This is a genomic window from Limimaricola pyoseonensis, assembly GCF_900102015.1.
Classification (GTDB): domain Bacteria; phylum Pseudomonadota; class Alphaproteobacteria; order Rhodobacterales; family Rhodobacteraceae; genus Limimaricola; species Limimaricola pyoseonensis.
On sequence record NZ_FNAT01000001.1, the window covers coordinates 364863 to 388713 of the forward strand.

22 protein-coding genes and 1 tRNA gene are annotated in these 23851 nt (G+C 69.5%); 13 read left to right on the forward strand and 10 right to left on the reverse strand.

Annotation, left to right across the window (positions count from 1 at the left end):
* Positions 1-45: 45 nt before the first annotated feature.
* The 5 genes from sciP (at position 46) to BLT43_RS19425 (ending at position 5805) form a co-directional block, all read left to right on the forward strand.
* The gene (gene sciP, locus BLT43_RS01790; RefSeq protein ID WP_090109541.1) at positions 46-345 is read left to right on the forward strand and encodes a CtrA inhibitor SciP; all 300 of its coding nucleotides are present in this window, start codon (positions 46-48) and stop codon (positions 343-345) included.
* A gap of 95 nt (positions 346-440) precedes the next feature.
* Positions 441-1157: a response regulator transcription factor CtrA gene (gene ctrA, locus BLT43_RS01795; RefSeq protein WP_090109543.1), complete on the forward strand. Its 717-nt coding sequence runs from the start codon at positions 441-443 to the stop codon at positions 1155-1157.
* Between the two features lie 118 nt (positions 1158-1275).
* Positions 1276-3462, forward strand: coding sequence for an NAD-dependent DNA ligase LigA (gene ligA / locus BLT43_RS01800; RefSeq protein WP_242652184.1), 2187 nt, complete (start codon positions 1276-1278; stop codon positions 3460-3462).
* Positions 3459-5555 (forward strand): ATP-dependent DNA helicase RecG, encoded by a 2097-nt coding sequence (recG, locus tag BLT43_RS01805; RefSeq protein WP_242652185.1) that lies wholly within the window; start codon positions 3459-3461, stop codon positions 5553-5555. The genes ligA and recG overlap by 4 nt, the downstream gene beginning before the upstream one ends.
* Before the next feature lie 127 nt (positions 5556-5682).
* Entirely contained in the window at positions 5683-5805 is a 123-nt protein-coding gene (locus tag BLT43_RS19425; protein WP_278245629.1) for a hypothetical protein, read from the forward strand.
* A gap of 183 nt (positions 5806-5988) precedes the next feature.
* On the opposite strand, the gene BLT43_RS01810 is transcribed toward BLT43_RS19425, so the two are convergent.
* A complete protein-coding gene (locus tag BLT43_RS01810; RefSeq protein WP_090109545.1) occupies positions 5989-6462 on the reverse strand; it encodes an iron-sulfur cluster assembly scaffold protein in 474 nt (157 codons plus the stop codon).
* Positions 6463-6528: 66 nt separating this feature from the next.
* Between BLT43_RS01810 and hisI the strand changes: the two genes are divergently transcribed.
* Positions 6529-6885 (forward strand): phosphoribosyl-AMP cyclohydrolase, encoded by a 357-nt coding sequence (hisI, locus tag BLT43_RS01815; protein ID WP_090109547.1) that lies wholly within the window; start codon positions 6529-6531, stop codon positions 6883-6885.
* 42 nt (positions 6886-6927) lie between these two features.
* On the opposite strand, the gene gluQRS is transcribed toward hisI, so the two are convergent.
* The 5 genes from gluQRS to gyrA form a co-directional block, all read right to left on the reverse strand.
* A complete protein-coding gene (gene gluQRS, locus BLT43_RS01820; protein WP_090109549.1) occupies positions 6928-7773 on the reverse strand; it encodes a tRNA glutamyl-Q(34) synthetase GluQRS in 846 nt (281 codons plus the stop codon).
* A 7-nt stretch (positions 7774-7780) separates the two neighbouring features.
* A complete protein-coding gene (locus tag BLT43_RS01825; RefSeq protein ID WP_090109551.1) occupies positions 7781-7963 on the reverse strand; it encodes a hypothetical protein in 183 nt (60 codons plus the stop codon).
* A 62-nt stretch (positions 7964-8025) separates the two neighbouring features.
* On the reverse strand, positions 8026-9381 hold the full coding sequence (gene trmFO / locus BLT43_RS01830) for a methylenetetrahydrofolate--tRNA-(uracil(54)-C(5))-methyltransferase (FADH(2)-oxidizing) TrmFO (RefSeq protein ID WP_090109552.1): 1356 nt from the start codon (positions 9379-9381) through the stop codon (positions 8026-8028).
* A gap of 279 nt (positions 9382-9660) precedes the next feature.
* Entirely contained in the window at positions 9661-10494 is an 834-nt protein-coding gene (locus BLT43_RS01835) for a LysR family transcriptional regulator (RefSeq protein WP_090109554.1), read from the reverse strand.
* A gap of 151 nt (positions 10495-10645) precedes the next feature.
* On the reverse strand, positions 10646-13423 hold the full coding sequence (gyrA, locus tag BLT43_RS01840; protein WP_090109556.1) for a DNA gyrase subunit A: 2778 nt from the start codon (positions 13421-13423) through the stop codon (positions 10646-10648).
* Between the two features lie 206 nt (positions 13424-13629).
* Here gyrA and BLT43_RS01845 point away from each other — a divergent pair, with 206 nt between their 5' ends.
* A complete protein-coding gene (locus BLT43_RS01845) occupies positions 13630-13905 on the forward strand; it encodes an usg protein (protein ID WP_090109558.1) in 276 nt (91 codons plus the stop codon).
* Positions 13906-13951: 46 nt separating this feature from the next.
* Here the strand turns inward: BLT43_RS01845 and rocF are convergent, their stop codons facing one another.
* Genes rocF through BLT43_RS01860 form a run of 3 tightly spaced genes read right to left on the reverse strand, consistent with a single transcriptional unit; the run spans position 13952 to position 15965 of the window.
* On the reverse strand, positions 13952-14875 hold the full coding sequence (gene rocF, locus BLT43_RS01850; protein ID WP_090110226.1) for an arginase: 924 nt from the start codon (positions 14873-14875) through the stop codon (positions 13952-13954).
* A gap of 43 nt (positions 14876-14918) precedes the next feature.
* The gene (locus BLT43_RS01855; RefSeq protein ID WP_090109560.1) at positions 14919-15377 is read right to left on the reverse strand and encodes a disulfide bond formation protein B; all 459 of its coding nucleotides are present in this window, start codon (positions 15375-15377) and stop codon (positions 14919-14921) included.
* A 9-nt stretch (positions 15378-15386) separates the two neighbouring features.
* Positions 15387-15965 (reverse strand): YqaA family protein, encoded by a 579-nt coding sequence (locus BLT43_RS01860; protein ID WP_090109561.1) that lies wholly within the window; start codon positions 15963-15965, stop codon positions 15387-15389.
* Between the two features lie 81 nt (positions 15966-16046).
* Between BLT43_RS01860 and ypfJ the strand changes: the two genes are divergently transcribed.
* From ypfJ to BLT43_RS01890, 6 genes are all read left to right on the forward strand, one after another.
* Positions 16047-16898, forward strand: a complete 852-nt coding sequence (ypfJ, locus tag BLT43_RS01865; RefSeq protein WP_090109563.1) for a KPN_02809 family neutral zinc metallopeptidase — start codon at positions 16047-16049, stop codon at positions 16896-16898.
* Positions 16899-16943: 45 nt separating this feature from the next.
* Positions 16944-17028: transfer RNA gene (locus tag BLT43_RS01870), tRNA-Leu, on the forward strand.
* Between the two features lie 20 nt (positions 17029-17048).
* A complete protein-coding gene (locus BLT43_RS01875) occupies positions 17049-18224 on the forward strand; it encodes a glutathionylspermidine synthase family protein (protein ID WP_090109565.1) in 1176 nt (391 codons plus the stop codon).
* Between the two features lie 47 nt (positions 18225-18271).
* Complete coding sequence (locus BLT43_RS01880) at positions 18272-18871, forward strand: DUF1190 domain-containing protein (RefSeq protein ID WP_090109567.1); 600 nt, start codon at positions 18272-18274, stop codon at positions 18869-18871.
* Between the two features lie 546 nt (positions 18872-19417).
* Positions 19418-21802 (forward strand): Hint domain-containing protein, encoded by a 2385-nt coding sequence (locus BLT43_RS01885; RefSeq protein ID WP_090109569.1) that lies wholly within the window; start codon positions 19418-19420, stop codon positions 21800-21802.
* A 164-nt stretch (positions 21803-21966) separates the two neighbouring features.
* Positions 21967-23232, forward strand: a complete 1266-nt coding sequence (locus tag BLT43_RS01890) for a DUF2254 domain-containing protein (RefSeq protein ID WP_090109571.1) — start codon at positions 21967-21969, stop codon at positions 23230-23232.
* Here the strand turns inward: BLT43_RS01890 and BLT43_RS01895 are convergent.
* On the reverse strand, positions 23222-23779 hold the full coding sequence (locus BLT43_RS01895) for a lipid-binding SYLF domain-containing protein (RefSeq protein ID WP_090109573.1): 558 nt from the start codon (positions 23777-23779) through the stop codon (positions 23222-23224). The genes BLT43_RS01890 and BLT43_RS01895 overlap by 11 nt on opposite strands.
* Positions 23780-23851: the final 72 nt, after the last annotated feature.

A 23851-nucleotide genomic window follows, 5' to 3' on the forward strand; every position in this document is an offset into this window, starting at 1 on the left:
GGGCTTTCGCGTCAGGGTCCGGTCGGGGGTGGAAGGAGGGTGACGATGTATCTCAGGAAGATCGACGGGCCACGCGCGGTCACGCTGCCCGACGGCACGGTGATGACCCGTGCCGATCTGCCGCCGCCGGGCACCGCCCGCTGGGTGGCGTCGCGCAAGGCGGCCCTGCTCAAGGCGGTGGCCTCGGGGCTCGTTCGGCGCGACTGGGTGGAGGAGACCTACGGGATCTCGCCCGAGGAACTGGCCAGCTGGGAGCGGCTGGCGGGCCGGCATGGTGTCCCGGGGCTCAGGGCCACCTCGGTGCAGAAATACCGGGGTCCCGCACGAAAGCGTGGACAACCATAGCGTGTATTGGCACTCTCCAACCATGGTAACATGGTTTTAACGGTTGAGCGGTTAAGTCGGACTCAACGCATGCCGGTATCGGAAGGGGCCAAGAAATGCGCGTTTTGCTTGTGGAGGACGACCCGACCACCTCGAAGAGCATCGAGTTGATGCTGACCCACGCGAACCTCAACGTCTACGCGACGGACATGGGGGAGGAAGGCATCGACCTGGCGAAGCTCTACGACTACGACCTGATCCTTCTGGATCTGCACCTGCCGGACATGAACGGTCACGAGGTTCTGCGCCAGCTCCGGCTCAACCGCGTCGAGACACCGATCCTGATCCTGTCGGGCGATGACGGCACCGAAAGCAAGCTCAAGGGCTTCGGTTTCGGCGCCGACGACTACCTGACCAAGCCGTTTCACCGCGACGAGCTGGTCGCGCGGATCCATGCGATCATCCGCCGCTCGAAGGGCCATGCCCAGTCGGTGATCACCACCGGGCTGGTGTCGGTCAACCTCGACGCCAAGACCGTCGAGGCGGCCGGCCAACCGGTGCACCTGACCGGCAAGGAATACCAGATGCTGGAGCTTCTGAGCCTGCGCAAGGGCACCACCCTGACCAAGGAGATGTTCCTCAACCACCTCTACGGCGGCATGGACGAGCCGGAGCTGAAGATCATCGACGTCTTCATCTGCAAGCTGCGCAAGAAGCTGGCCCAGGCCACCGGTGGAGAGACCTATATCGAGACCGTCTGGGGCCGTGGCTACGTGCTGCGCGACCCCGAGCCGAAGGGCCAGGCCGCCCCCAGGATCGCCGTCGGGGCCTGAGCGGCGCGAACGCGGCCCCTTTCCCGGCTTCGGCCCGCCGACCGATCTGGACGCTGCCGGGGCGGGCTTCTAAGTTCGCGGCGCGGGCGCTGGGCCCGCAAGCGAACGGGGGACGGCCTTGGCGGCGACGGAACAGGAACTGCGGCAGATCGAGGTCTCCGACTTGACCGAGGCACAGGCCGGCGATGAGCTCGCGCGGCTCGCCGCGCTGATCGAAGCGGCGAACACGGCCTATCATGCCCATGACGCTCCGGAGATCAGCGATGCCGAGTTCGACGCGCTGCGCCGCCGCAACGCCGAGATCGAGGCACGCTTCCCGAAGCTGAAGCGCGCGGACAGCCCCTCCGAACAGGTCGGCGCGGCACCGGCCGAGGGCTTTGGCAAGGTGGCGCACGCGGTGCGGATGCTCAGCCTGTCCAACGCCTTCACCGATGAGGAGGTGGTCGAGTTTGCCAAGCGCATCCGCCGTTTCCTCGGGCTGGACGAGGATGCGCCCCTCGATTTCACCGCCGAGCCGAAGATCGACGGGCTGTCGCTGTCCCTGCGCTACGAAAACGGCCAGCTGGTGCGGGCCGCCACCCGTGGCGACGGAGCGGTCGGCGAAGACGTCACCGCCAACGCCCGCACCATCGACGACATCCCCGAGACGCTCGACGGCGCGCCCGACATCCTCGAGGTGCGCGGCGAGGTCTACATGAGCCATGCCGATTTCGCGGCGCTCAATGCCCGCCAGTCCGAGCGCGGCGGCAAGACCTTCGCCAACCCGCGCAATGCCGCCGCGGGCTCCCTGCGCCAGCTCGACCCCGAGATCACCCGCAACCGGCCGCTGCGCTTCTTCGCCTATGCCTGGGGCGAGCTTTCCGCGCCGCTGGCTAAGACCCAGTTCGACGCCATCGCACGGCTGCATGCGCTGGGCTTCTGCACCAACCCGATGACCCGGCGCTGCGACACGCCCGAGGGCATGGTCGACACCTACCGCGAGATCGAGGCGAAGCGCGCCGATCTCGGCTACGACATCGACGGCGTCGTCTACAAGGTGGACGACCTGTCCTTCCAGCGCCGTCTCGGCATGCGCTCGACCACGCCGCGCTGGGCGACCGCGCACAAGTTCCCGGCCGAGCTGGCCTGGACCACGCTCGAGAAGATCGAGATCCAGGTCGGCCGCACCGGCGCGCTGTCGCCCGTGGCGCGTCTGAAGCCCGTCACCGTGGGCGGCGTCGTCGTCTCTAACGCCACGCTGCACAACGAGGACTACATCCGAGGGCGCGACTCCAAGGGGATGGAGATCCGCGAGGGCCGCGACATCCGTGAGGGCGACCGCGTGCAGGTTTACCGCGCCGGCGACGTGATCCCGAAGATCGCCGATGTCGACCTGGCCCGCCGCCCGAAGGGCAGTGTTCCCTATGTGTTCCCAGATCGTTGCCCCGAATGCGGCTCGGCGGCTCCGCGTGAAGAGGGCGACGCCGTTCGGCGTTGCACCGGCGGTCTGATCTGCCCGGCACAGGCGGTGGAGAAGCTGCGCCACCTCGTCTCGCGCGCCGCCTTCGACATCGACGGGCTCGGGGCGAAGCAGGTGGAGCAGTTCCAAAAGGATGGCTGGATCAGGGAGCCGGCCGACATCTTCACCCTGCGCACCCGTTACGGTCAGGGGCTGCAGCAGCTCAAGAACCGCGAGGGCTGGGGCGAGAAGTCGGCCAACGCGCTGTTCGACGCGATCGACACCGCCCGCAAGGTGCCGCTCGGGCGCATGCTCTTCGGCCTCGGCATCCCGCATGTCGGCGAGGTGGCCGCGAACGTGCTGGCCCGGCATTTCGGCACGTGGGAGGCGCTGATCGCCGCGCTGGACGCCGCCGCCGCGGAGCCTGCCGCACAGGCCGAGGACGACAAGGCCCGCAAGGCCGCACTGCCCGAGAGCCCGAGCTGGGCCGAGATCACCGGTATCGACGGCATCGGCTTCACCGTCGCCGTCAGCCTCGTCACCGCCATGAGCCAGGAGGCCGAGCGCGCCTCCATCGACCGGCTGGTGGCCGAGCTTGACATCCAGGAGGCCGAACGCCCGAAGACCGAGGGCAGCCCCGTGGCGGGCAAGACGGTGGTCTTCACCGGCACGCTCGAGAAGATGACCCGCGCCGAGGCCAAGGCCCGCGCCGAGCAACTCGGCGCCAAGGTGGCCGGCTCGGTGAGCGGCAAGACCGACCTGCTGATCGCCGGTCCCGGTGCCGGTTCCAAGGCCGCGAAGGCCGAGGCGCTGGGCGTGGAGGTGATCGACGAGGACGGGTGGCTCGCCCTGATCGGCGACGCATGAGCGTGAAGGGCCGGCCCGAGATCCTGTTCCCGCTCTTCGGCGACCTGAAGGCGTTGGACGGGATCGGGCCGAAGACCGCGCAGGCCTTCGAGGCGGCGGGCCTCACGCGACCGCGCGACGTGGTGCTGACCCTGCCGCATTCCGGCATCGACCGCACCCGTCGCCGCAGCCTGCGCGAGGTCGTCCCGCCCACCGTGGCCACGGTCGAGGTCGAGGTGCTGCGTCATCACGAGCCCGCGGTGAAGGGTCGGCCCTGGCGCGTGACGGTGGAGGATGCGGAGACCAGCTTCCAGCTCGTATTCTTCCACGCGCGCGGCGACCACCTGAAACGCACGCTGCCGGTCGGCGCGCGTCGCCTCGTCTCCGGCAAGGTCGAACTCTTCGACGGCCTCGCGCAGATGGTGCATCCCGACCACGTGCTGCCCGTGGAGCAGGGCGAACAGATCCCCGCCTTCGAGCCGGTCTACCCGCTCTCCGCCGGGATCACGCAGAAGCTGATGGCCCGCGCCGCCCGCTCGGCGCTGGGCATGACGCCGGATCTGCCGGAATGGATCGATCCCGGACTGAAGGCGCGCGAGGGCTGGCCCGGCTGGCACGCGGCGCTCGATGCGCTGCACCACCCCGATGGTGCTGACGACCTTTCCCCTACGCACCCGGCGCGGCTGCGGCTGGCCTATGACGAACTCTTCGCTCACCAGCTCACCCTCGCGCTGGCCCGCTCCCGCGCCCGCCGCGCGCCGGGTCGCTCCAGCCGGGGCGATACGCGCTACCGGCGCAAGGTGATCGCCGCGCTGCCCTACGCGCCCACCGGGGCACAGGCCCGCGCCGTGGACGAGATCGCCAAGGACATGGGCTCCGACGGGCGGATGAACCGGCTGCTGCAGGGCGATGTCGGCTCCGGCAAGACGCTGGTGGCGCTGATGGCGCTGCTGATCGCCGTCGAGGCGGGCGGGCAGGGGGTGATGATGGCCCCGACCGAGATTCTCGCCCGACAGCATCTCGAGGGGCTGCAGCCACTGGCCGAGAGCGCCGGCGTGGTGATCGAGCTGCTCACCGGCCGCGACAAGGGAGCGGAGCGGCGCGCCAAGCTTGCCGCGCTGGCCGAGGGGCGCATCCAGATCCTCGTCGGCACCCATGCCGTGTTCCAGAAGGACGTGGAGTTCCGCGACCTGCGCCTCGCCGTGATCGACGAACAGCACCGCTTCGGCGTCGCGCAGCGGATGGAGCTGGGGGCGAAGGGTAAGGGCGTCGACGTGCTGGTGATGACCGCCACACCGATCCCGCGCAGCCTCGCGCTCACCCAGTATGGCGACATGGATGTCAGCGTACTCGACGAAAAGCCGCCGGGTCGGTCGCCTGTCACCACCGCGCTGGTCTCGAACGAGCGGCTGGGCGAGGTGGTCGAGAAGCTGCGCGCCGCCATCGCCGAGGGGCGGCAGGCCTACTGGGTCTGCCCGCTGGTCGAGGAGAGCGAGGTCTCCGACATGACCGCCGCCGAGGAACGCTTCAAGCGGCTCCGCGCCGCGCTGGGCGAAGGCGCGGTCGGGCTGGTGCACGGGCAGCTGCCGCCTGCCGAGAAGGACGCCGCCATGGCCCGCTTCGTCGCGGGAGAGACCAAGGTGCTGGTCGCCACCACCGTCATCGAGGTCGGCGTCAACGTCCCCGCCGCCTCGATCATGGTCATCGAGCGGGCCGAGAACTTCGGCCTCGCTCAGCTGCACCAGCTGCGCGGACGGGTCGGGCGCGGCACGGCCAAGTCCACCTGTCTGCTGATGTACCAGCCACCACTGGGCGAGACCGCGCGGCGCCGGCTTGAGATCATGCGCGAGACCGAGGACGGCTTCCGCATCTCCGAAGAAGACCTCGCGATGCGCGGCGCGGGCGACGTGATCGGCACCGCCCAGTCCGGGCTGCCGCGCTTCCGCATCGCCGATCTCGAACGCCATGCCGGGCTCATGGCGCTGGCGCAGAGCGACGCGCGCACGCTGCTGACGCTCGACCCGGCGCTCAAGGGCGAACGCGGGCAGGCGGCGCGGGTGCTGCTGTGGCTGATGGAGCAGGACCGCGCCATCCGCCTCATCTCGGTCGGGTGAACATTTCCGCAACACCGGAACACGCCGAGACCGCATGAGAACGGAATGTTCTCATTAAGTTCTTTACAGGTCCGTTCCCGTGTGAGAACAAAGTGGCAACTGGAACGCGCAGGGAAGGAGACGCGCCATGGCACGGGAACTGAAACTGGTGATCGACCGCTCGCGCGACACGCTGCTTTCGGACGCGCTGGGCGTGGCCTCCCTCGTTGCATTGCTTTTTGTCGGTCTTTGCCTCCCCGGCCTGGTCTGACACCGATTTGCCCGGACCCTTCGCCGGTCGCCGCAGCCCAAGTCCCGCAGGGCGCTGGCGGCGGATAGCCTGATCCGTCGCCCGGAACCGCCCCGTTCCGTTCGCGGCCGGAGCCCCGGAAGGTCCCGACTTCGCCGCCGCCACCCCGAGGGGTGCGCGGCGGCGTTTTTTATCCGGAATGCCTCAGCCGCAGGCCGTCTGCGCGCCGCCCTCGGCCTCCTCGACCGCCTGCGTGACCGCCTCGATCGCCAAGAGGATCGAGGCATGGCGGTTGCGGTATTCGCGCGCCGCCTGCAGCACCTCGAATTCATCGAAGGGCGCGGCGGGGGCGGGGCCGTTCTCGGCCAGCATCGCGCGCAGCTCGTCGCGCGCCCGCGCCAGTTCGGCATGCGACCGGCCGATCACGTTCTGGCCCACCACCGCGGCCGCGGCTTGGCCCAGCGCGCAGGCCTTCACGTCCTGACCGTAGCCCGTCACCCGGCCCTCCGACACTGTGACGTCCACCGTCACGGTCGAGCCGCAGAGCGGCGCGCGGCGGCGCACCGTGGCGTCCGGGGCCTCCAGCCGCTCGGTGAACGGCATCTCGGTCGTCAGCGCGAGGATCCGCTGCGAGTAGAGCTTGATCAGGTCGGTCTCGCCGCCGGTCGTGTCGGTCATGTTTGCCCTTTCCCTGCCGCCCCCTTAGATAGGCACGGCGCCAGCAGATGCAAAAGGTTTCCACCGATGTTCGACCCCGCCTCCCTGCGTTACGACGCCAACGGCCTCATCCCCGCCATCGCGCAGGAGGCCGACACCGGCGAGGTGCTGATGATGGCCTGGATGAACGCGGCCTCGATCGAGAAGACCTTGGCCAGCGGCATGGTCACCTACTGGTCGCGCTCGCGGCAGGAATTCTGGGAAAAGGGCGCGACTTCGGGCCACCGCCAACGCCTCGTCGAGATGCGGATCGACTGCGACAGCGACTGCCTGCTGCTGCAGGTCGAACAGACCGGCCCGGCCTGCCACACCGGGCGGCGCAGCTGCTTCTACACCGCGGTGCGGGACGGCGAAGAGGTCGAGCTCACGAAGCCGATGGTGTGACGGCTGAACCGTCGGGCCGGAGTATTTGAAGAGTAAAGTGGCCTAGAGCCCGATCATCCGGCGGATGTCGTCGGGCGTGCGGCCCTCGTCGCGGAAGACGGCGATGGCGCGCGCGTCGTCGCGCTTGGCGAGCCTGCGGCCGGTCTCGTCGCGGATCAGCTGGTGATGGTGGTAGTCCGGCACCGGCAGGCCAAGGAGCCGCTGCAGGAAGACGTGCAGCGGCGTCGCTTCGAGAAGGTCGCGGCCGCGCACGACCTCGGTCACGCCCTGATGCGCGTCGTCCACCACCACGGCGAGGTGGTAGGAGGTGCCCATGTCGCGCCGCGCCAGCACCGGGTCGCCGACCGTCTCGATCAGCTCGGCGGCTGCGATGCGCCGCTCGCCTGCGTCTTCGCCGGTCTCGCGCCAGATCAGCGGCCCCTCGATCCGGCGCGCGGCCAGCCCGAGGTCGAGCCTGAGCGGCGTATCTTCGGGCAACGGGCCGTGGCGGGCGGCGTCGCGACAGGTGCCGGGATAGATCATCCCGTCCGGCCCGAAGCGTGGCCCGCCTTCCTGCGGCGCGGAGGCCGCCTCGAGGATGTCGCGCCGGTTGCAGCCGCAGGGATAGAGCAGCCCCTCGGCCCAGAGATGCTCCAGCACCTCGCGATAGGCGGGCAGGCGGTCCGATTGGCGCAGAACCGGCTCGGGCCAGTCGAGCCCGAGCCAGCGCAGGTCGTCGTAGATCTGCCGTTCCCATTCGGGCTTCGAGCGCTGCCGGTCGATGTCCTCGATCCGCAGCAGGAATGTCCCGTTCGCGGCCGCCGCGCGTGCCGCCGCCGTCAGCGCCGAGAAGGCATGGCCGAGATGCAGCGGCCCGGTGGGCGAGGGCGCGAAGCGGGTGACGCTCATGCCTCGGTCAGCGCGTGACCGCGCGCTGATGGATCAGGAACCAGGCCAGCAGGATGAAGATCGGGTGACCGAGACCGCCCGAGATCAGGATCGCGGGCAGCCAGATCACCAGCACGATCAGTCCGACGATCACGCGGCCCGTCAGCATGATCGCGACGGGCGGCAGAAGCAGGGCAAGGACGTAGAGCATGTCGGGTCCGTGTAAGAGGCGTTTCGCTACATCTGTGGTTGCGATGCGGCCCGGGCAAGGGGTCAGGCGGTTTCGGCCGCCTGTCCCTCGAGCCAGCCGGTCCAGTCTTCCTTGGCCCGGTCGGTGTAGCCCTTGTAGCGATCCTTGCGGCCGCGCCGTCCGCCGCGCACGCCCTCGAGCGGCGGGAACAGCCCGAAATTGACGTTCATAGGCTGGAAGGTCTTGGCCTCGGCCCCGCCGCTAATGTGGGTGACGAGCGCCCCCATCGCCGTGGTCTGCGGCACCGGCGGCAGCTCCCGGCCCAGTATCTCGGCGGCGGCCATGCGGCCCGCCAGCAGCCCCATCGCGGCGCTCTCGACATAACCCTCGACGCCGGTGACCTGTCCGGCGAAGCGGATGTTCGGCCGCGCCTTCAGCCGCATCTGCCCGTCGAGCAGCGTCGGCGAGTTCAGGAAGGTGTTGCGGTGGATACCGCCGAGCCGGGCGAAGCGCGCCTCCTGCAGGCCGGGGATCATCCGGAACACCTCGGTCTGCGCGCCGTATTTCATCTTCGTCTGGAAGCCGACGATGTTGTAGAGCGTGCCTAGCTTGTTGTCGCGCCGAAGCTGCACGACGGCGTAGGGCTTGTTCTCCGGGTCGTGCGGGTTGGTCAGGCCCACAGGCTTCATCGGCCCGTGGCGCAGCGTCTCGCGGCCGCGCTCGGTCATCACCTCGATCGGCAGGCAGCCGTCGAAATAACCCGCCGTCTCGCCCTCGTGGAACTCGGCCTTGTCGGCGGCGAGCATCGCGTCGATGAAGGCCTCGTACTGGGGCTTGGTCATCGGGCAGTTGATGTAGGCGGTGCGCTCTTCCTCCGTCTCGCCCTTGTCGTAGCGCGACTGCCGCCATGCCACCGACATGTCGATGCTCTCGGCATAGACGATCGGCGCGATGGCGTCGAAGAAGGCCAGCGCCCCGGTGCCGGTCACCGCCGAGATCGCCTCGGCCAGCGCCGGCGAGGTGAGCGGGCCGGTGGCGAAGATCCAGCGGCCGGTTTCGGGCAGCTCGGTCACTTCCTCGTAGCTGACGCTGACCAGCGGATGCGCCTTGAGCTGCGCGGTCACGTCGGCGGCGAAGGGGTCGCGGTCGACCGCGAGCGCGCCGCCCGCGGGCAGGCGATGCCGGTCGGCGGTGGACATGATCAGCCCGTTCGCGGCCCGCATCTCCCAATGCAGAAGGCCCACCGCGTTCTGCTCGTCGTCGTCCGAGCGGAACGAGTTCGAGCAGACCATCTCGGCCAGGTCGCCGGTACGATGCGCGAAGGTTTCGACCTTGGGCCGCATCTCGTGCAGCACCACGGGAATGCCGGCCTGCGCGGCCTGCCATGCGGCTTCGGAGCCGGCCATGCCGCCGCCGACGATATGAAGGGGTTCTGTCATGACGCCCAGATAGGACGAAGCGGAAGGGAAGAAAAGACGGTCGGGGCGCGAGGGGCCGCCCGGTGAGTGAGCAGCCCCAGATCGCGGCGCGGAGAGTTTGGCCGTCTTGAGGGCGCGCCGTCCCGTCCAACCTCCCTTGCCGCTCTTGTCCGGTCGATCGGCCGGGCCGGGGCTTGTGGGCGGGGCGTCCGGAACGACCACCACTGGATCGACATTTTCACGCGACGGGTGCGGCTGCCAAGCCTCACCCCGGCAAACCCGTACTTGCGTTTGTGCAATTCATTTCGCGTGATGCGGCGGCGCCAGCTGGGCGAAGGCGGCATCGATCCAGTCGAGCACGGCCTCGATCGCCGGGTCGCCCCGCCGGCTTTCATGGTAGATGACCCACAATTCGATCTGGAAGGGCGGCACCTCGGGCACCGGCTCCAGCATCGGATGATCCTGCGCCAGCAGGTCGGGCAGGGGGCCGGGCAGGCCGCTCTGGACCAGAAGGTCGGCCAGCGCGCGGAATGTCGGCACCCGCATCAGCGGCGGGCGGCCATAGCGGGTCAGCCCCAGCCCGTTGACCGAGGTTTCGTCGTAGCTGCGGTCGAGCCCCGCCCATTCCTCGCCTTCGCGCTCGTGCCGGTAGAGCCTGACCGCCATCTCGCCGACCCGCCGGGTCCTCAGCCGGCCGCCGGTCGGCGGCTTCGGCCGGATCACCACGTCGTTGTCGCCGAGACCCTCCTGAAACACCCGGTCGGTGAATTCGAGCTGCACCGAGGCGAGGCGGTCGGCGCTGTGCGCGAGCGCCGGGAACAGCACGTGACTGCTGATGAAGGGCGGGCAGCCGATCCGGATCGGCCCGCGCGCGCCCTGCGCGCCGTTCTGGTTGATCTCGCGCGAGATCCGCCCCTCGAAGGCCGAGGCCACCTCGATCAGCCCCGCGGCCGCGGCCGAGGGCTTCCAGCCTTCCGCCGTCTTGACGAAGGGCGGCTGCCCGAGCTGCTGCGTCAGCCGCTCGACCCGGCGCGACACCGTCGCCACGTTGGTGCCCAGCAGGCGTGCGGCCCCGGTCATCGTACCGGTCTTGGAGACTGCGACCAGAAAGCGCAGGTCGTCCCAGTTGTCCATGAACGGGCCTCGGGGATCAGATCGCGTTTCGGACGAAAAGGGCGAATACCGCAAAACCGGACTTGCGAAGATGCGGGCACATCACAAAGAAACGCGCCGCTTCACAAGCGGCGCGTTTCCGGAAACGGCTATGCCGTGGCTTTCTGGCAACTTACCCCGCCGGGGTATCCTCCTCGCCGCCGTTCTCGGCTTCGCCACCATTTTCGATGGCGTCGCCCTGATCCGCGATGCGCGCGACCGACACTACTTCCTCGCCGCGCGACAGGTTGAACACCTTGACCCCGCCGGCCGAGCGCGAGCGGAAGGAGATCCCGTCCACCGGCACGCGGATCGACTGGCCGGCCGAGGTGACCAGCATGATCTGGTCGCCGGTCTCGACCGGGAAGGCGGTGACGATCGGGCCGCCGCGCATCCCCTTGTCGGTCGCCCCCACGCCCATGCCGCCACGGCCGCGCACCGGGTAGTCGTGGCTCGAGCTGAGCTTGCCGGTGCCGCGCGCCGAGATGGTGAGGATCAGCGTCTCGGAGGCCGACATCTCGGCATAACGCTCGGGGCTGAGCGCGCCGGCGGCGACGTTGTCGTCGTCGTCCTCGGTCTCCGCCTCGGCCTCGTCGGTCAGCCCGGCCATGGCGCGGCGCATCTTGAGGTAGGCGACGCGCTCCGAGGCCTCGGCCTCGAAATGCGGGATCACCGCCATCGACACGACGTGGTCGTCATCGGCCAGCCGGATGCCGCGCACCCCGGTCGAGGAGCGGCCCTGGAACACCCGAACGTCGGTGGTGCGGAAGCGGATCGCACGGCCCGAGTCGGTGACCAGCATCACGTCGTCATCCTCCGACGCGATGCGCGCGTTCACGAGGCTGACCCCCTCGGGCAGCTTCATCGCGATCTTGCCGTTTCGCATGACGTTGGTGAAGTCCGACAGCGCGTTGCGCCGCACGTCGCCCGCGCTCGTCGCGAAGACGATCTGCAGGTCGGACCAGTCCTCCTCGGGGCGGTCGACCGGCATGATCGCGGCGATCGAGACACCCGTGGGGATCGGCAGGATGTTGACGATCGCCTTGCCGCGCGCGGTGCGCCCGCCCAGCGGCAGGCGCCAGCACTTGAGCTTGTAGACCATGCCGTCGGTCGTGAAGAACAGCATCTGGTCATGCGTGTTCGCCACGAAGAGCGAGGTGACGACGTCGTCCTCCTTGGTCTGCATCGAGCCCAGGCCCTTGCCGCCGCGGCGCTGCGCGCGGAACTCGGCCAGCGGCGTGCGCTTGATGTAGCCGCCCTGGGTCACGGTGACGACCATGTCCTCGCGCTCGATGAGGTCCTCGTCCTCCATGTCGCCGGCCCAGTCGACGATCTCGGTGCGGCGCGGCACGGCGAAGAGCTCGCGCACCTCGCGCAGCTCCTCGCGGATGATCGTCAGGATGCGCTCGCGCGAGGACAGGATGTCGAGATAGTCGCGGATCTTGCCCGCGAGCTCCTGCAGCTCGTCGGTGACTTCCTTCACGCCGATCTGGGTCAGGCGCTGCAGCCTGAGCTCGAGGATGGCGCGGGCCTGCGCCTCGGACAGGTTGTAGGTGCCGTCTTCGTTGACCGGGTGCAGCGGGTCGTCGATCAGCTTGATGTATTCGAGGATGTCCTGCGCCGGCCAGGCGCGGGTCATCAGCTTCTCGCGCGCATCCGCCGCATCGGCGGAGGCGCGGATCGTGGCGACCACCTCGTCGACGTTCGACACCGCCACGGCGAGGCCGCACAGGATATGGCTGCGCTCGCGAGCCTTGCGCAGCAGATAGGCGGTGCGCCGCGCGATGACATCCTCGCGGAAGTCGAGGAAGGCGGTGAGGAAGCCGCGCAGCGTCAGCGTCTCGGGCCGGCCGCCGTTCAGCGCCAGCATATTGCAGCCGAAAGAGGTCTGCATCGGCGTGAAGCGGAATAGCTGGTTCAGCACCACGTCCGGCGTCGCGTCTCGCTTGAGCTCGACCACGACGCGCACGCCCGAACGGTCGCTCTCGTCCTGGACATGGGCGATGCCCTCGATCCGCTTGTCGCGCGCCGCTTCGGCGATGCGGTCGATCATCGCCGCCTTGTTCACCTGGTAGGGCACCTCGTCGATCACGATCGCGAAGCGGTCGCGGCGCAGTTCCTCGACATGGGTCTTGGCGCGCATGATCACGCTGCCGCGGCCTTCGAGATAGGCCTTGCGCGCGCCCGAGCGGCCGAGCATCAGCCCGCCGGTCGGGAAATCCGGGCCCGGCACGATCTCCATAAGTCCCTCGGAGGAGAGGTCCGGGTCGTCGATCAGCGCGAGGCAGGCATCGACCACTTCGCCAAGGTTGTGCGGCGGGATGTTGGTCGCCATGCCGACCGCGATGCCGCCCGCGCCGTTGACCAGCATGTTCGGGAAGCGCGCCGGCAGCACGGTGGGCTCGCGGTCCTTGCCGTCGTAGTTGTCCTGAAAGTCGACCGTGTCCTTGTCGATGTCGGCCAGCAGGTAGGCCGCCGGCTTGTCCATCCGGACCTCGGTGTAGCGCATGGCCGCGGCATTGTCGCCGTCCATCGAGCCGAAGTTGCCCTGGCCGTCCAGAAGCGGCAGCGACATCGAGAAGTCCTGCGCCATCCGCACCAGCGCGTCGTAGATCGCCGAGTCGCCATGCGGGTGATACTTGCCCATCACGTCGCCCACCGGGCGCGCCGACTTGCGATAGGGCTTGTCATGCGTGTTGCCGGTCTCGTGCATCGCGTAGAGGATGCGCCGATGCACCGGCTTCAGCCCGTCGCGCAGGTCGGGGATGGCCCGGCTCACGATCACGCTCATCGCGTAATCGAGATAGGAGGTCTTCATCTCGTCGGTGATCGAGATCGTCGGCCCATGCGGCGCCGGCCGCTCGGGCGGGGTGGAATCCTCGGTCTCGGGCGTGTCGGGAATGTCGCTCACGTGGGGGAACCTGCCGTCTGATGACTGCTATATATTGTTGGCGGAACCTATAGCACCCGCGCGATATGGGGCGCAACACGCGATCCCAGACACCGCTGGCAGCCAGCGAGCCTTGTGGCTAACAAACTGGGATAATTGACTTTTTACGGGGTCATGCTGGAATCGGTCGGCGGCGTCAAGAGCGCGCGCCAACAAGGAGCAGGACAATGCCTCGCGACCCCTCCGAAACCGAGCTGATGCTGAAGGGCTACGGGCTGACCACGGCCGAGCTGTTCTACCGCATGCCCGACTACCGTCACGTGCTCAACAGCTTCGTCTGGCAGCACTACGATCTGGCGCCGGACCACCCGAAGCTCTTCGAGTTCATCGAGTACTGGCAGGCCGAGATCGAGGGGCCGCTGCACTCGGTGCGCTTCACCCACCGCAAGCTGATCGCGCCCGGCGAATGGCGCCACGTCACCGGCGAGTTCACCCTGCACTGAGGCCCGTGTCCGGGGGACACGGCCCCCGGACATTGGCGGCGAACCGTCAGTGGCCGCGCGGTGTCGGCCGGTCGAAGACCCGCCGTCCCATCAGCGAGGCCGCCAGCTCGACCATCAGCGCCGCGGTGCGGCCGCGCTCGTCGAGCGAGGGGTTGAGCTCGACCAGGTCGAGCGAGGCGACGAGACCGCTGTCGGACAGCATCTCCATCGCCAGATGCGCCTCGCGCACCGTCGCGCCGCCCGGCACGGTGGTGCCCACGGCAGGGGCGACCATCGGGTCGAGGAAATCGACGTCGAGCGAGACGTGCAGGATGCCGTTCGCCGCCTGCACCTTGTCGAGGAACTCCGACAGCGGCCGCGCGATGCCGACCTCGTCGATCATCCGCATGTCCACCAGCGTCGCGTCGCCATCCTCGAGCGCGGCGCGCTCCTCGGGGTCGACGCTCCTGAGGCCGATCATGCCGACCCGCTCCACCGGCACGGTGGCGGGCAGGTCGGGGAAGGCCTCGAAGCCCTCGCGCCCCGTCACGTAGCCCAGCGGCGTGCCGTGCAGGTTGCCGCTGGTGGTGCTGTCGGGCGTGTGGAAGTCGCTATGCGCGTCGAGCCACAGCACGAAGAGCGGCCGGCCGATCTCTTCGGCATGGGCGGCCATGCCCGCCACGGTGCCGAGCGACAGCGCGTGGTCGCCGCCCATGAAGATCGGGAAGCCCTTCGGCGCCTGCTCGCGCGCGGCGCGCATCAACGCGGCGGTCCAGCCGACATTCAGCGCCAGCTCGTGGATCGCGGCGTTGCGCGGCGGGTCGACCTCGACGCTGTCGGGGGCGACGTTGCCGATGTCGGTCACGCCGTGGCCAAGGGAAGACAGGGCCTCTGCGAGCCCGGCGGTGCGGTAGGCGTCGGGGCCCATGAGGCAGCCGCGGCGTCGTTTGCCGCTGTCCACCGGGGCGCCGATGAGAATGCAATCAGTCATGCCGCGCATCATGACCCGAGCCGCCGCCGGGCGAAAGGGGCTATCAGCTGCGCCGCAGCGCCGAGAGCCAGAACAGAAGCAGCGCCAGCGACAGCACGGCGTTCCAGCTGGCCATCGACAGGCCCGCGAACTCCCAGCTGACCACGTCGCACATCACCAGAAGCGGCCCGTCGGTCGAGAGCAGGTCGCCACCCGACAGCGAGCCGAGGCTCTGGCCCGTGCCGGTGCAGCTGGCCGGGCCTTCCCACCAGTCGCGCTCGACCCCGGTGTGGAACACGCCGATCGCCGCCGTCGTCGCCATCGCCGCCGCGCCCAGCGCCGGCAGCACCCGCCCCGGCAGCAGCATCGCCACCACGCCGAGCGCGATGGCGATGCCGTGCGGCCAGCGCTGCCAGATGCACATTGCGCAGGGCGGATAGCCCAGCGCCTGGAAGATGAACGCGCCGCCCAGCAGCGCGATCGAGCCCAGCGTGGCGAAGATCAGGGAAATCTGGCGGCTCATCCGGCCTCCTCAGACGTATTTGATGACGTAGAACCCGCCGATCAGCGCGACGCAGAACAGCGTGAACATCAGCCCCAGCCTGCGCTCGATGAAGTCGCGCGCGCTGTCGCCGAACACCCGCAGCACCGCCGCCACCAGGAAGAACCGCGCCGCGCGGGCGAGGATCGAGGAGACGATGAAGATCGGCAGCGACAGGCCGGTGACGCCCGAGGCGATGGTGATGACCTTGAACGGGAAAGGCGTGACCCCCGCGACCAGCACCGCCCAGGCGCCCCATTCGTTGTAGCGCTCGGCGAAGGCGTCGAACTCGTCCGCCTTGCCGTAGAGGTCGAGCACCCATTGCCCGACGCTCTCGAACAGCGCCCAGCCGATGAAATAGCCCAGAAGCGCGCCGGCCACCGAGGCCAGCGTGCAGACCAGCGCGATGGCCCAGGCCCGGCGCGGCCGCGCGAGGATCATCGGGATCATCAGCGCGTCGGGCGGCACCGGGAAGACCGAGGATTCGGCGAAGCTGACCGTGGCGAGCGCCGGCATGGCATGGCGATGGCCGGCGAGAGACAGGGTGAGATCGTATAGGCGACGGAGCATGGAACCGGTATCCCCCAGGGAGCGTCTGCTTTCAGGACCACGACCCCGCCCCGGGGTCAACCGGCATCGGAGGGCCGACCCTTGAAATGGCGCGGACGCCGCGGCAGCGGCAACATCATCGACCGGCGGCGCATGGGCGGCAGGCGCGGCGTCGCCGTGGGCGGGGCGGGCGGCCTCGGCGTGCTGGCGATCGTGGTCGTGGGCTACTTCCTCGGCGTCGATCTGACGCCCCTGCTGGACGACCGGCAGCTCGCGCCGCAGGGCGGCGGCGAGGTCACCGCCGCCGACGAGGAGCGCGCGCAGTTCGTCTCGGTGACGCTGGCCGACACAGAGGAGGTCTGGTCCGAGATCTTCGCCACCGAGCTGGGCGCGACCTACGACCCGGCGGAGCTGGTGCTGTTCAAGGGCGCGACGCAGTCGGCCTGCGGTGGTGCCAGCGCCGCGAGCGGCCCGTTCTACTGCCCGCCCGAGGAGCGGATCTTCCTCGACACCGATTTCTTCGTGACGCTCGACCGCAGGCTCGGCGCGGGCGGCGACTTTGCCGCGGCCTATGTCGTGGCGCATGAGGTCGCGCATCACGTGCAGCAGGAGCTGGGCATCCTGTCCGAGGTCAACGCCGTGCGGCGGCAGAGCGACGAGGCCACGTCGAACGCCCTTTCGGTGCGGATCGAGCTGCAGGCCGACTGCTTTTCCGGCATCTGGGCCGCGCGGGCCGAGGCGCGCTTCGGCTCGCTCGAGCCCGGCGACATCGCCGAGGCGATGAACGCCGCCGCGCAGATCGGCGACGACACGCTGCAACGCGAGGCGGGGCGCACGGTGCGGCCCGAAAGCTTCACCCACGGCACGTCGGAGCAGCGCCAGAGCTGGTTCGCCCGCGGCTACGAGCAGGGCGAGATCGCCGCCTGCGACACCTTCTCGGTCGAGACGCTCTGAGCCGCGTTGACCGGGCCTGCGCGGCGGTCTAGGACGGTCGCGCTGGCCGGTGTGGCGGAATGGTAGACGCAGCGGATTCAAAATCCGCCGCCCAAAAGGCGTATCGGTTCGAGTCCGATCACCGGCACCAGCGTAGACGACGGGGGGCACATGCAGCGCATCGCCATCGGGGCCCGCCCCGATCTTGCCGCCAAGGCCGAAGAGGCCGGCTTCACATTCCACCACATGCATGGCGAGCCCTACTGGGACGAGGAGACGGTCTACGCCTTCGACCTCGCCGAGGTGGAGGAGATGATCGAGGATCCCGCCACCGAGCTGCACGCCATGTGCCGCGAGGCGGTCGACCACGTGATCCGCTCCGAAGAGTTGATGGAGCGCCTCGCCATTCCCGAGGCGTCCCGCGATTTCGTGGCGGAGTCGTGGCGCGCGGGCGAGCCGGAACTCTATGGCCGCTTCGATCTCGCGCATGACGGGCAGGGGCCGGCGAAGCTCCTGGAATACAACGCCGACACGCCGACCGCGCTCTACGAGAGCGCCGCGTTCCAGTGGCAGTGGCTCGAGGACATGGCGGCGGCCGGAAGGCTGCCCGAGGGCGCGGACCAGTTCAACGGTCTCCACGAGGCGCTGGTGGCGCGGCTGCAGGAGATCTTCGCGCCCGACACCGACCTGCATTTCGCCTGCTTCGCCGACAACCCCGAGGATTACGCCACCACCGAATACATGGCCTGGGCCGCGCGCGAGGCCGGCTTGGGCGCGCATTTCGTGCCGATCCCCGAGATCGGCCTGACCACAGCCGGGCAGCTTTCGGACAACGAATCCCGGGTGATCGGCGCGCTGTTCAAGCTTTACCCGTGGGAGGACATGCTGCGCGACGACTTCGCCGAGGCGCTGCCCGGCGCGCGCTGCCGCTTCCTTGAGCCGCCCTGGAAGGCGGTGCTGTCGAACAAGGGTATCCTGCCGGTGCTCTGGCGGCTGTTCGAGGGGCATCCGAACCTGCTGCCCGCCTTCTTCGAGGACGAGGCCGACACGCCCGCGGCGCGTGCCGCGCTGGCGGACGGCCATGTCCGCAAGCCGCTGTTTTCGCGCGAAGGCGCGAGCGTCGACATCGTGGCGCCCGGGGTCGAGGACCGCGCCGCCGACCGGACCTACGACGCGCATCCGAAGATCCTGCAGGCCTATCAGCCGCTGCCCGAATTCGACGGCATGCACCCCGTCATCGGCGCGTGGGTCGTGGGCCAAAGCTGCGTCGGCATGGGCCTGCGCGAGGACCGCGACCGCGTGACGCGCGACCTGAGCCGCTTCAAGCCGCATTTCATCAGGGACTGAGCCGGCCGCGCCGCTACGTTCCGCTCCGCTCCGAAGGGAGAGACGCCATGACCCGCACCACCGCCACCCCGCGCAAGCGTTCGCGCCACGTCCGCATCGCACTTTTGGGCGCCGCTGCCTTCAGCCTTGCCGCCTGCCGAGAGGAAGATGTGCCCTCCGCCGCCTTCCCGACGCTCGAGGCCTGCATGGAGGCCGCGGCCGGGCCCGGCACCTGGGTGACCGAGCAGTCCTGCGAGGAGGGCTTCGGCCAGGCGCTCGAGGCGCATGTCGAGACCGCGCCGCGCTACGACGACGAGGCGCTCTGCGAGGCCGAGCACGGCACCGAATGCGTAGTCGACGAGCGCGCGGGCGGCGGTGGCGGCTCGATCTTCCTGCCGCTGATGGCGGGCTATCTGATCGGCAACATGATGGGCGGGCGCGGCGTCGGCGCGCAGCCCTTCTACGGCCGCTCCTCGGGCGGCTTTGCCACCACGGGCGGCACGGTGCTGAACTCGAACCGCGGCGCGGCGGCGCTTTCGCCGCAGGCCTTCCGCTCTGGTCCCGTGACCCGCGGCGCCGCGCCGATGACGCGGGCCACCGTGGCCCGCAGCGGCGGCTTCGGCGCCGCGCGCACCGGCAGCGGCCTGCGCGGCGGCTTCGGCGGCTGAACCGGCCGGGCGGGCCAATTCGGCGCGCGGGCGCCGACTGATCGCAAAACGAAAACAATGAGTTGACGGGATCGGTCCGGGCGCGGCCCCGGTCCGGCCCGTGCCGTCATGCTGCCGCGTTGTTTCCGAACATCGCCCTATCGGGGCCCAAGAGCCGTGCTAGACCGGCTGTCAGGGCCGGATCGGCCGCCGACTGTCCCGCCTGACGCGACAATGGCGCGGGGGCTTGCGGGCGTTTCGCCGTCATCTCGCCCCATTCGGGCGCAAGGAGGTCATCGCCGCACCATGATTTCGACAAGATTTCCTTTGTCCGCCGGCGGGCGGGGGATACCTTACGAACCATTCCCGGTTGCGGGGAGCCGGCCAGCTGGGGTGGCCGGTCCGGCCGAGGGTCGGACGAATTCAGTCTGCATGCGGGCCGCCCGGCCGGCATCGCGACAGCATAGCAAGACGCGCCCGGCGGCGCGGCGCCGGTGAGCCATCAGCCGCCCGGCGCACCAAGAGGTCATGCCGGGCCGCTGGGTCCGCGAGGAAGGAGAACGATTGATGTCAGGCGGCAAGCGTATCGTGGGCACGGATGGTGACGACAAGCTGATCGGCACCGAGTGCAACGACGTCATCAAGGGGGGCGCGGGCAACGATCACATCGACGGTCGCGGCGGCGCCGACCACGTCTATGGCGGTGACGGCGACGACCACATCATCGGCGATGCCCGCGAGACCATGCATGGCGGCGACGGCCGCGACACCTTCGATGTCGAGAAGGGCGGCAAGGTCTACGGCGGCGGCGATGGCGGCTCCGACGATGTCGACACGCTCGACCTGCGCGGCCTTGGCAATCTCTACGTCAAGGACGTCACGCCGGATGACGACGGCAACGGCGTCAATGGCTGGATCCAGTTCCTCGACGAGAACATGCAGCCGATCGGCGAGCGGCTCGACTTCTACGACATCGAGAACTTCCTGAAGGACCCGCAGCCGGGCGACAACCGCGCCCCCGACGCGCAGGACGACAGCGCCCGCACCGGCGAGGAGATGGCCGTCACCATCGACGTGCTCGACAACGACAGCGACCCCGACGGCGACCCGCTGACCGTGACCTCCGCCACCACGTCGAGCGGCTCGGTCCGGATCAACGACGACGGTTCGCTGACCTTCCAGCCCGAGCCCGGCTTCAACGGCAACGTGTTCATCGACTACGAGATCAGCGACGGCCAGGGCGGCACGGACACGGCCCGGGTCGCGGTCGAGGTGGGCTGCGGCAAGCCCGGCCTCGACGGGATCGTCGAGGGCACTGCGGCGGCCGACCTGATCGACCTCGACTACACCGGCGACCCCGAGGGCGACCGGATCGACGCGGGCGACGCGATCCTCGGCGACGACGCGCCGGATGACGACCGGGTCTACGGTTTCGAAGGCGACGACACGATCAAGGCCGGCCGCGGCGACGACCTCGTCTTCGGCGGCGAGGGCGACGACACCATCTTCGGCGAGGAGGGCGATGACCGCCTGCATGGCGGCGCTGGTGACGACACCATCACCGGCGGTCTCGGCAACGACAAGATCAGCGGCGGCGACGGCGATGACGTGATCGAGGCCGGCGACGGCGACCGCCACGCCGACACCGCGCGCTTCGACAATCCCTATCCCGGCCTCGACCGCGACCCCGACCCCTATGACGACCGCGACGTCGTCTATGGCGGCGCCGGCAACGACCGGATCAGCACCGGCGACGACCAGGACAGGATCTACGGCGGCAGCGGCAACGACCGGATCGATGCCGGGATCGACGACGACTACGTGCATGGCGGCGATGGCGACGACTACATCGTCGGCGGCGAAGGCAACGACAGGATCGATGGCGGCGCCGGCAACGACACGATCTATGGCGGCCTCGACCCGCGCTTCCCCGACGCGCTCAACATCCGCGACGACCAGGGCGACAAGGTCACCGACAACGGCCGCGACGTGATCCGCGGCGGTGACGGCGACGACGTCATCTTCGGCCAGGACGACGACGACCGGATCTGGGGCGACGCCGGAAACGACACCATTGATGGCGGCATCGACGACGACAAGATCTACGGCGGCACCGGCAACGACACCATCACAGGCGGGCAGGGCGCCGACAGGCTCTATGGCGGCGACGACCGCGACAGCTTCATCGGCGGCGATGCCGGCGACGAAGTCGATGGCGGCTCGGGCGGCGACGACTACGACGTGCTCGACCTGAGCGGCACCGACCAGGTTGACCGGATCGTCTACACCTCGGACGACCGCGAGGACGGGATCGTCTACTTCAAGGACGGCTCGACCATGCGGTTCGAGGAGATCGAGAACGTCGTGCCCTGCTTCACCCCCGGCACGCTGATCGCCACCCCGCGCGGCGAACGGCTGGTCGAGGAGCTGCGCGAGGGCGACCGCATCATCACCCGTGACAACGGCATCCAGGAGATCCGCTGGCTCGGCCGCAAGGATCTGGGGCCGCGCCACATGCTCACCAGCCCGCATTTGCAGCCGGTGATGATCCGCGCCGGCGCGCTTGGCGGCGGCCTGCCCGAGCGCGACATGATGGTGTCGCCCAACCACCGCCTGCTGCTGAGCGGAGCGCGGGCCGAGCTCTATTTCGGCGAGACCGAGGTGCTGGCCGCGGCCAAGCACCTGGTCGGCAGCCGTGGCATCCACCGGGTCGACGTCTCGCGCACCAGCTACATCCACATGCTGTTCGACCAGCACGAGGTGGTGCTGTCGAACGGCGCCTGGACCGAGAGCTTCCAGCCGGGCGACCACACGCTGAACGGCATCGGCGAAACCCAGCGCGGCGAGATCTGCGGGCTGTTTCCCGAACTGGCCACGCCCGAGGGCGTGCAGGCCTACCGCGCGGCGCGCAAGGCGCTCAAGCGCCACGAGGCGCAGCTGATGGTGGTCTGATCGGAAGATCCCGGCCGGGGTTGGGGCGGCGCGCAGCGGTGCCGCAACCATCCGCCGGGGGCGGCGTTGGATGACGGGGTCCGGGCCGGACCGCGTGGCGGACGGGGTCGGGCGCCCGCGGGCGGGTGCGCGTCCCGACCGGTCCAGCCAGCCCGCGAGGTCAGATGTTCTCCACCATCCTGCGCAAGCTTCGCCGCCTGTCGCGCCGGCTCTGGGTTCGGGTGGCCCTGATCTCGGGGCTGCTCTTCGTCGCGCTCGGCGCCGCCAAGCTGTTCGGGCCGATGATCCCGGCAGGCTTCGCCGAGGCGATCGGCGCCGACGCGCTGAACCGGCTGCTCGACATCATCTCGACCTCGATGCTGGCCGTCACGACCTTCTCGCTGTCGGTGATGGTCAGCGTGCACCAGTCGGCCTCGTCGCGCTGGACGCCGCGGGCGCATCGCATGCTCTTGGCCGACACCACCACGCAGACGGTGCTCGCCACCTTCGTCGGCGCCTACATCTACGCGCTCGCGGCGATCATCCTGCTGTCCACGCCCTATTACGGCGAGAAGGAGATCGTCACGCTCTACATCGCGACGCTGGTGGTGCTGGTGCTGATCGTCTTCGTGATCCTGCGCTGGATCCTCCACCTGCAGGCGCTCGGCAGTCTCGTCGACACCACCGCCCGGATCGAGAGCGAGGCGCTCGGGGCGTTTCGCGAACGCGCCGAGAGGCCTTGTCTAGGCGGTCACGCGCTGAGCCCCGGCGACGTGCCGCGCGACGCCCGGCCGGTCCGGGCGCGGGGCACCGGATACATCCAGGCGATCTTCGAGGCGGCGCTGCAGGAGGCGGCCGAGGAGCATGACGCCCGGATCTATTTCGAGGCCCCGGTCGGCCGTTTCGTCCACGAGGGCGAGATCGTCGCCCGCGTCGCGGGCGGCGGCGATGAGATCGAGGGCGCCCTCCACGAGAACATCCGCATGGGCGCGCTGCGGACGGTCGAGCAGGATCCGCGCTTCGGGCTGATCATGCTGTCGGAGATCGGCTCCAAGGCGCTGTCGCCCGGCATCAACGATCCGGGCACCGCGATCGACGTGATCGGCCGGATCGGGCGGGTGCTCAACTCGGTCCGAGACGAGCTGGGCGGCGGGCGGGACACGGCGATCCACGACCGTCTCTGGGTGCCGCCGCTCGACCCGACCGACCTGATGCAGGACGGCTTCGGCGCGATCGCGCGGGACGGGCGGGAACTGGCCGAGGTGCAGATCGCGCTGCAGAAGACGCTGGCCGCGCTGCAGGACCACCCGGACCGCAAGATCGCCGAGGCCGCGCGCGACATGGCGCGGATCGCGCTGCTCAGGGCGCGCGCCGGTCTCGGCTTCGCGCCGGATCTCGAGCGGCTGGAACGTGCCGTGCCGCTCGAGATCGTCCGGTCGCTCAGGGAATGATGCGGCTGTATTTGGTGCCCTCGAGCGTCGCGCCGACCCGCAGGCCGGTCTGCGCGAAGACCACCGCGATCACCGGCGACAGCGAGGTGGTGGTCTCGGCGCGCAGCATCTCGCCGCGGTCGTTGACCGCGTATTCCACGTCGGCGCCGGCGGCCCAGCCCGGCGCGCGGCGGAAATCCGACAGCGCCTGCTCGGTCATGAAGAATAGCACGTGGCTGAACTGCTGCGCGCCGATCTGCAGCCCGGCGCTGGCGGTGGCGGCGGAGTAGTAGTCGACCACGCTTTCGCCGACCAGCAGCGCGCCGCGCCCGTAGGAGCCGCCGAAGCCGAGGCCGACCTCCGTCACCAGCGGCATCACCAGCATGCCCTTGGCCTGCCGCGCGAGGTCGCGCGTGCCGGGATAGTTCTGGTACATGAAGTTCAGCGTGCTCTGCACCCGCGCGTCGATGCGCGAGGCGCCGTCGCTGCCCACACCGTTGCCGCAGGCCGCCAGAAGGCCCGTCGCGCCCAGGCCCGCCATCAGCCCGCGTCTCGTGGTCGTCGTCATGTCTCTGCCCCTCAAGTGATGTGTCCGTCGCCCTTGTCGCCGGGCGATCGCCGGCACGATAGGCGAGCCGCC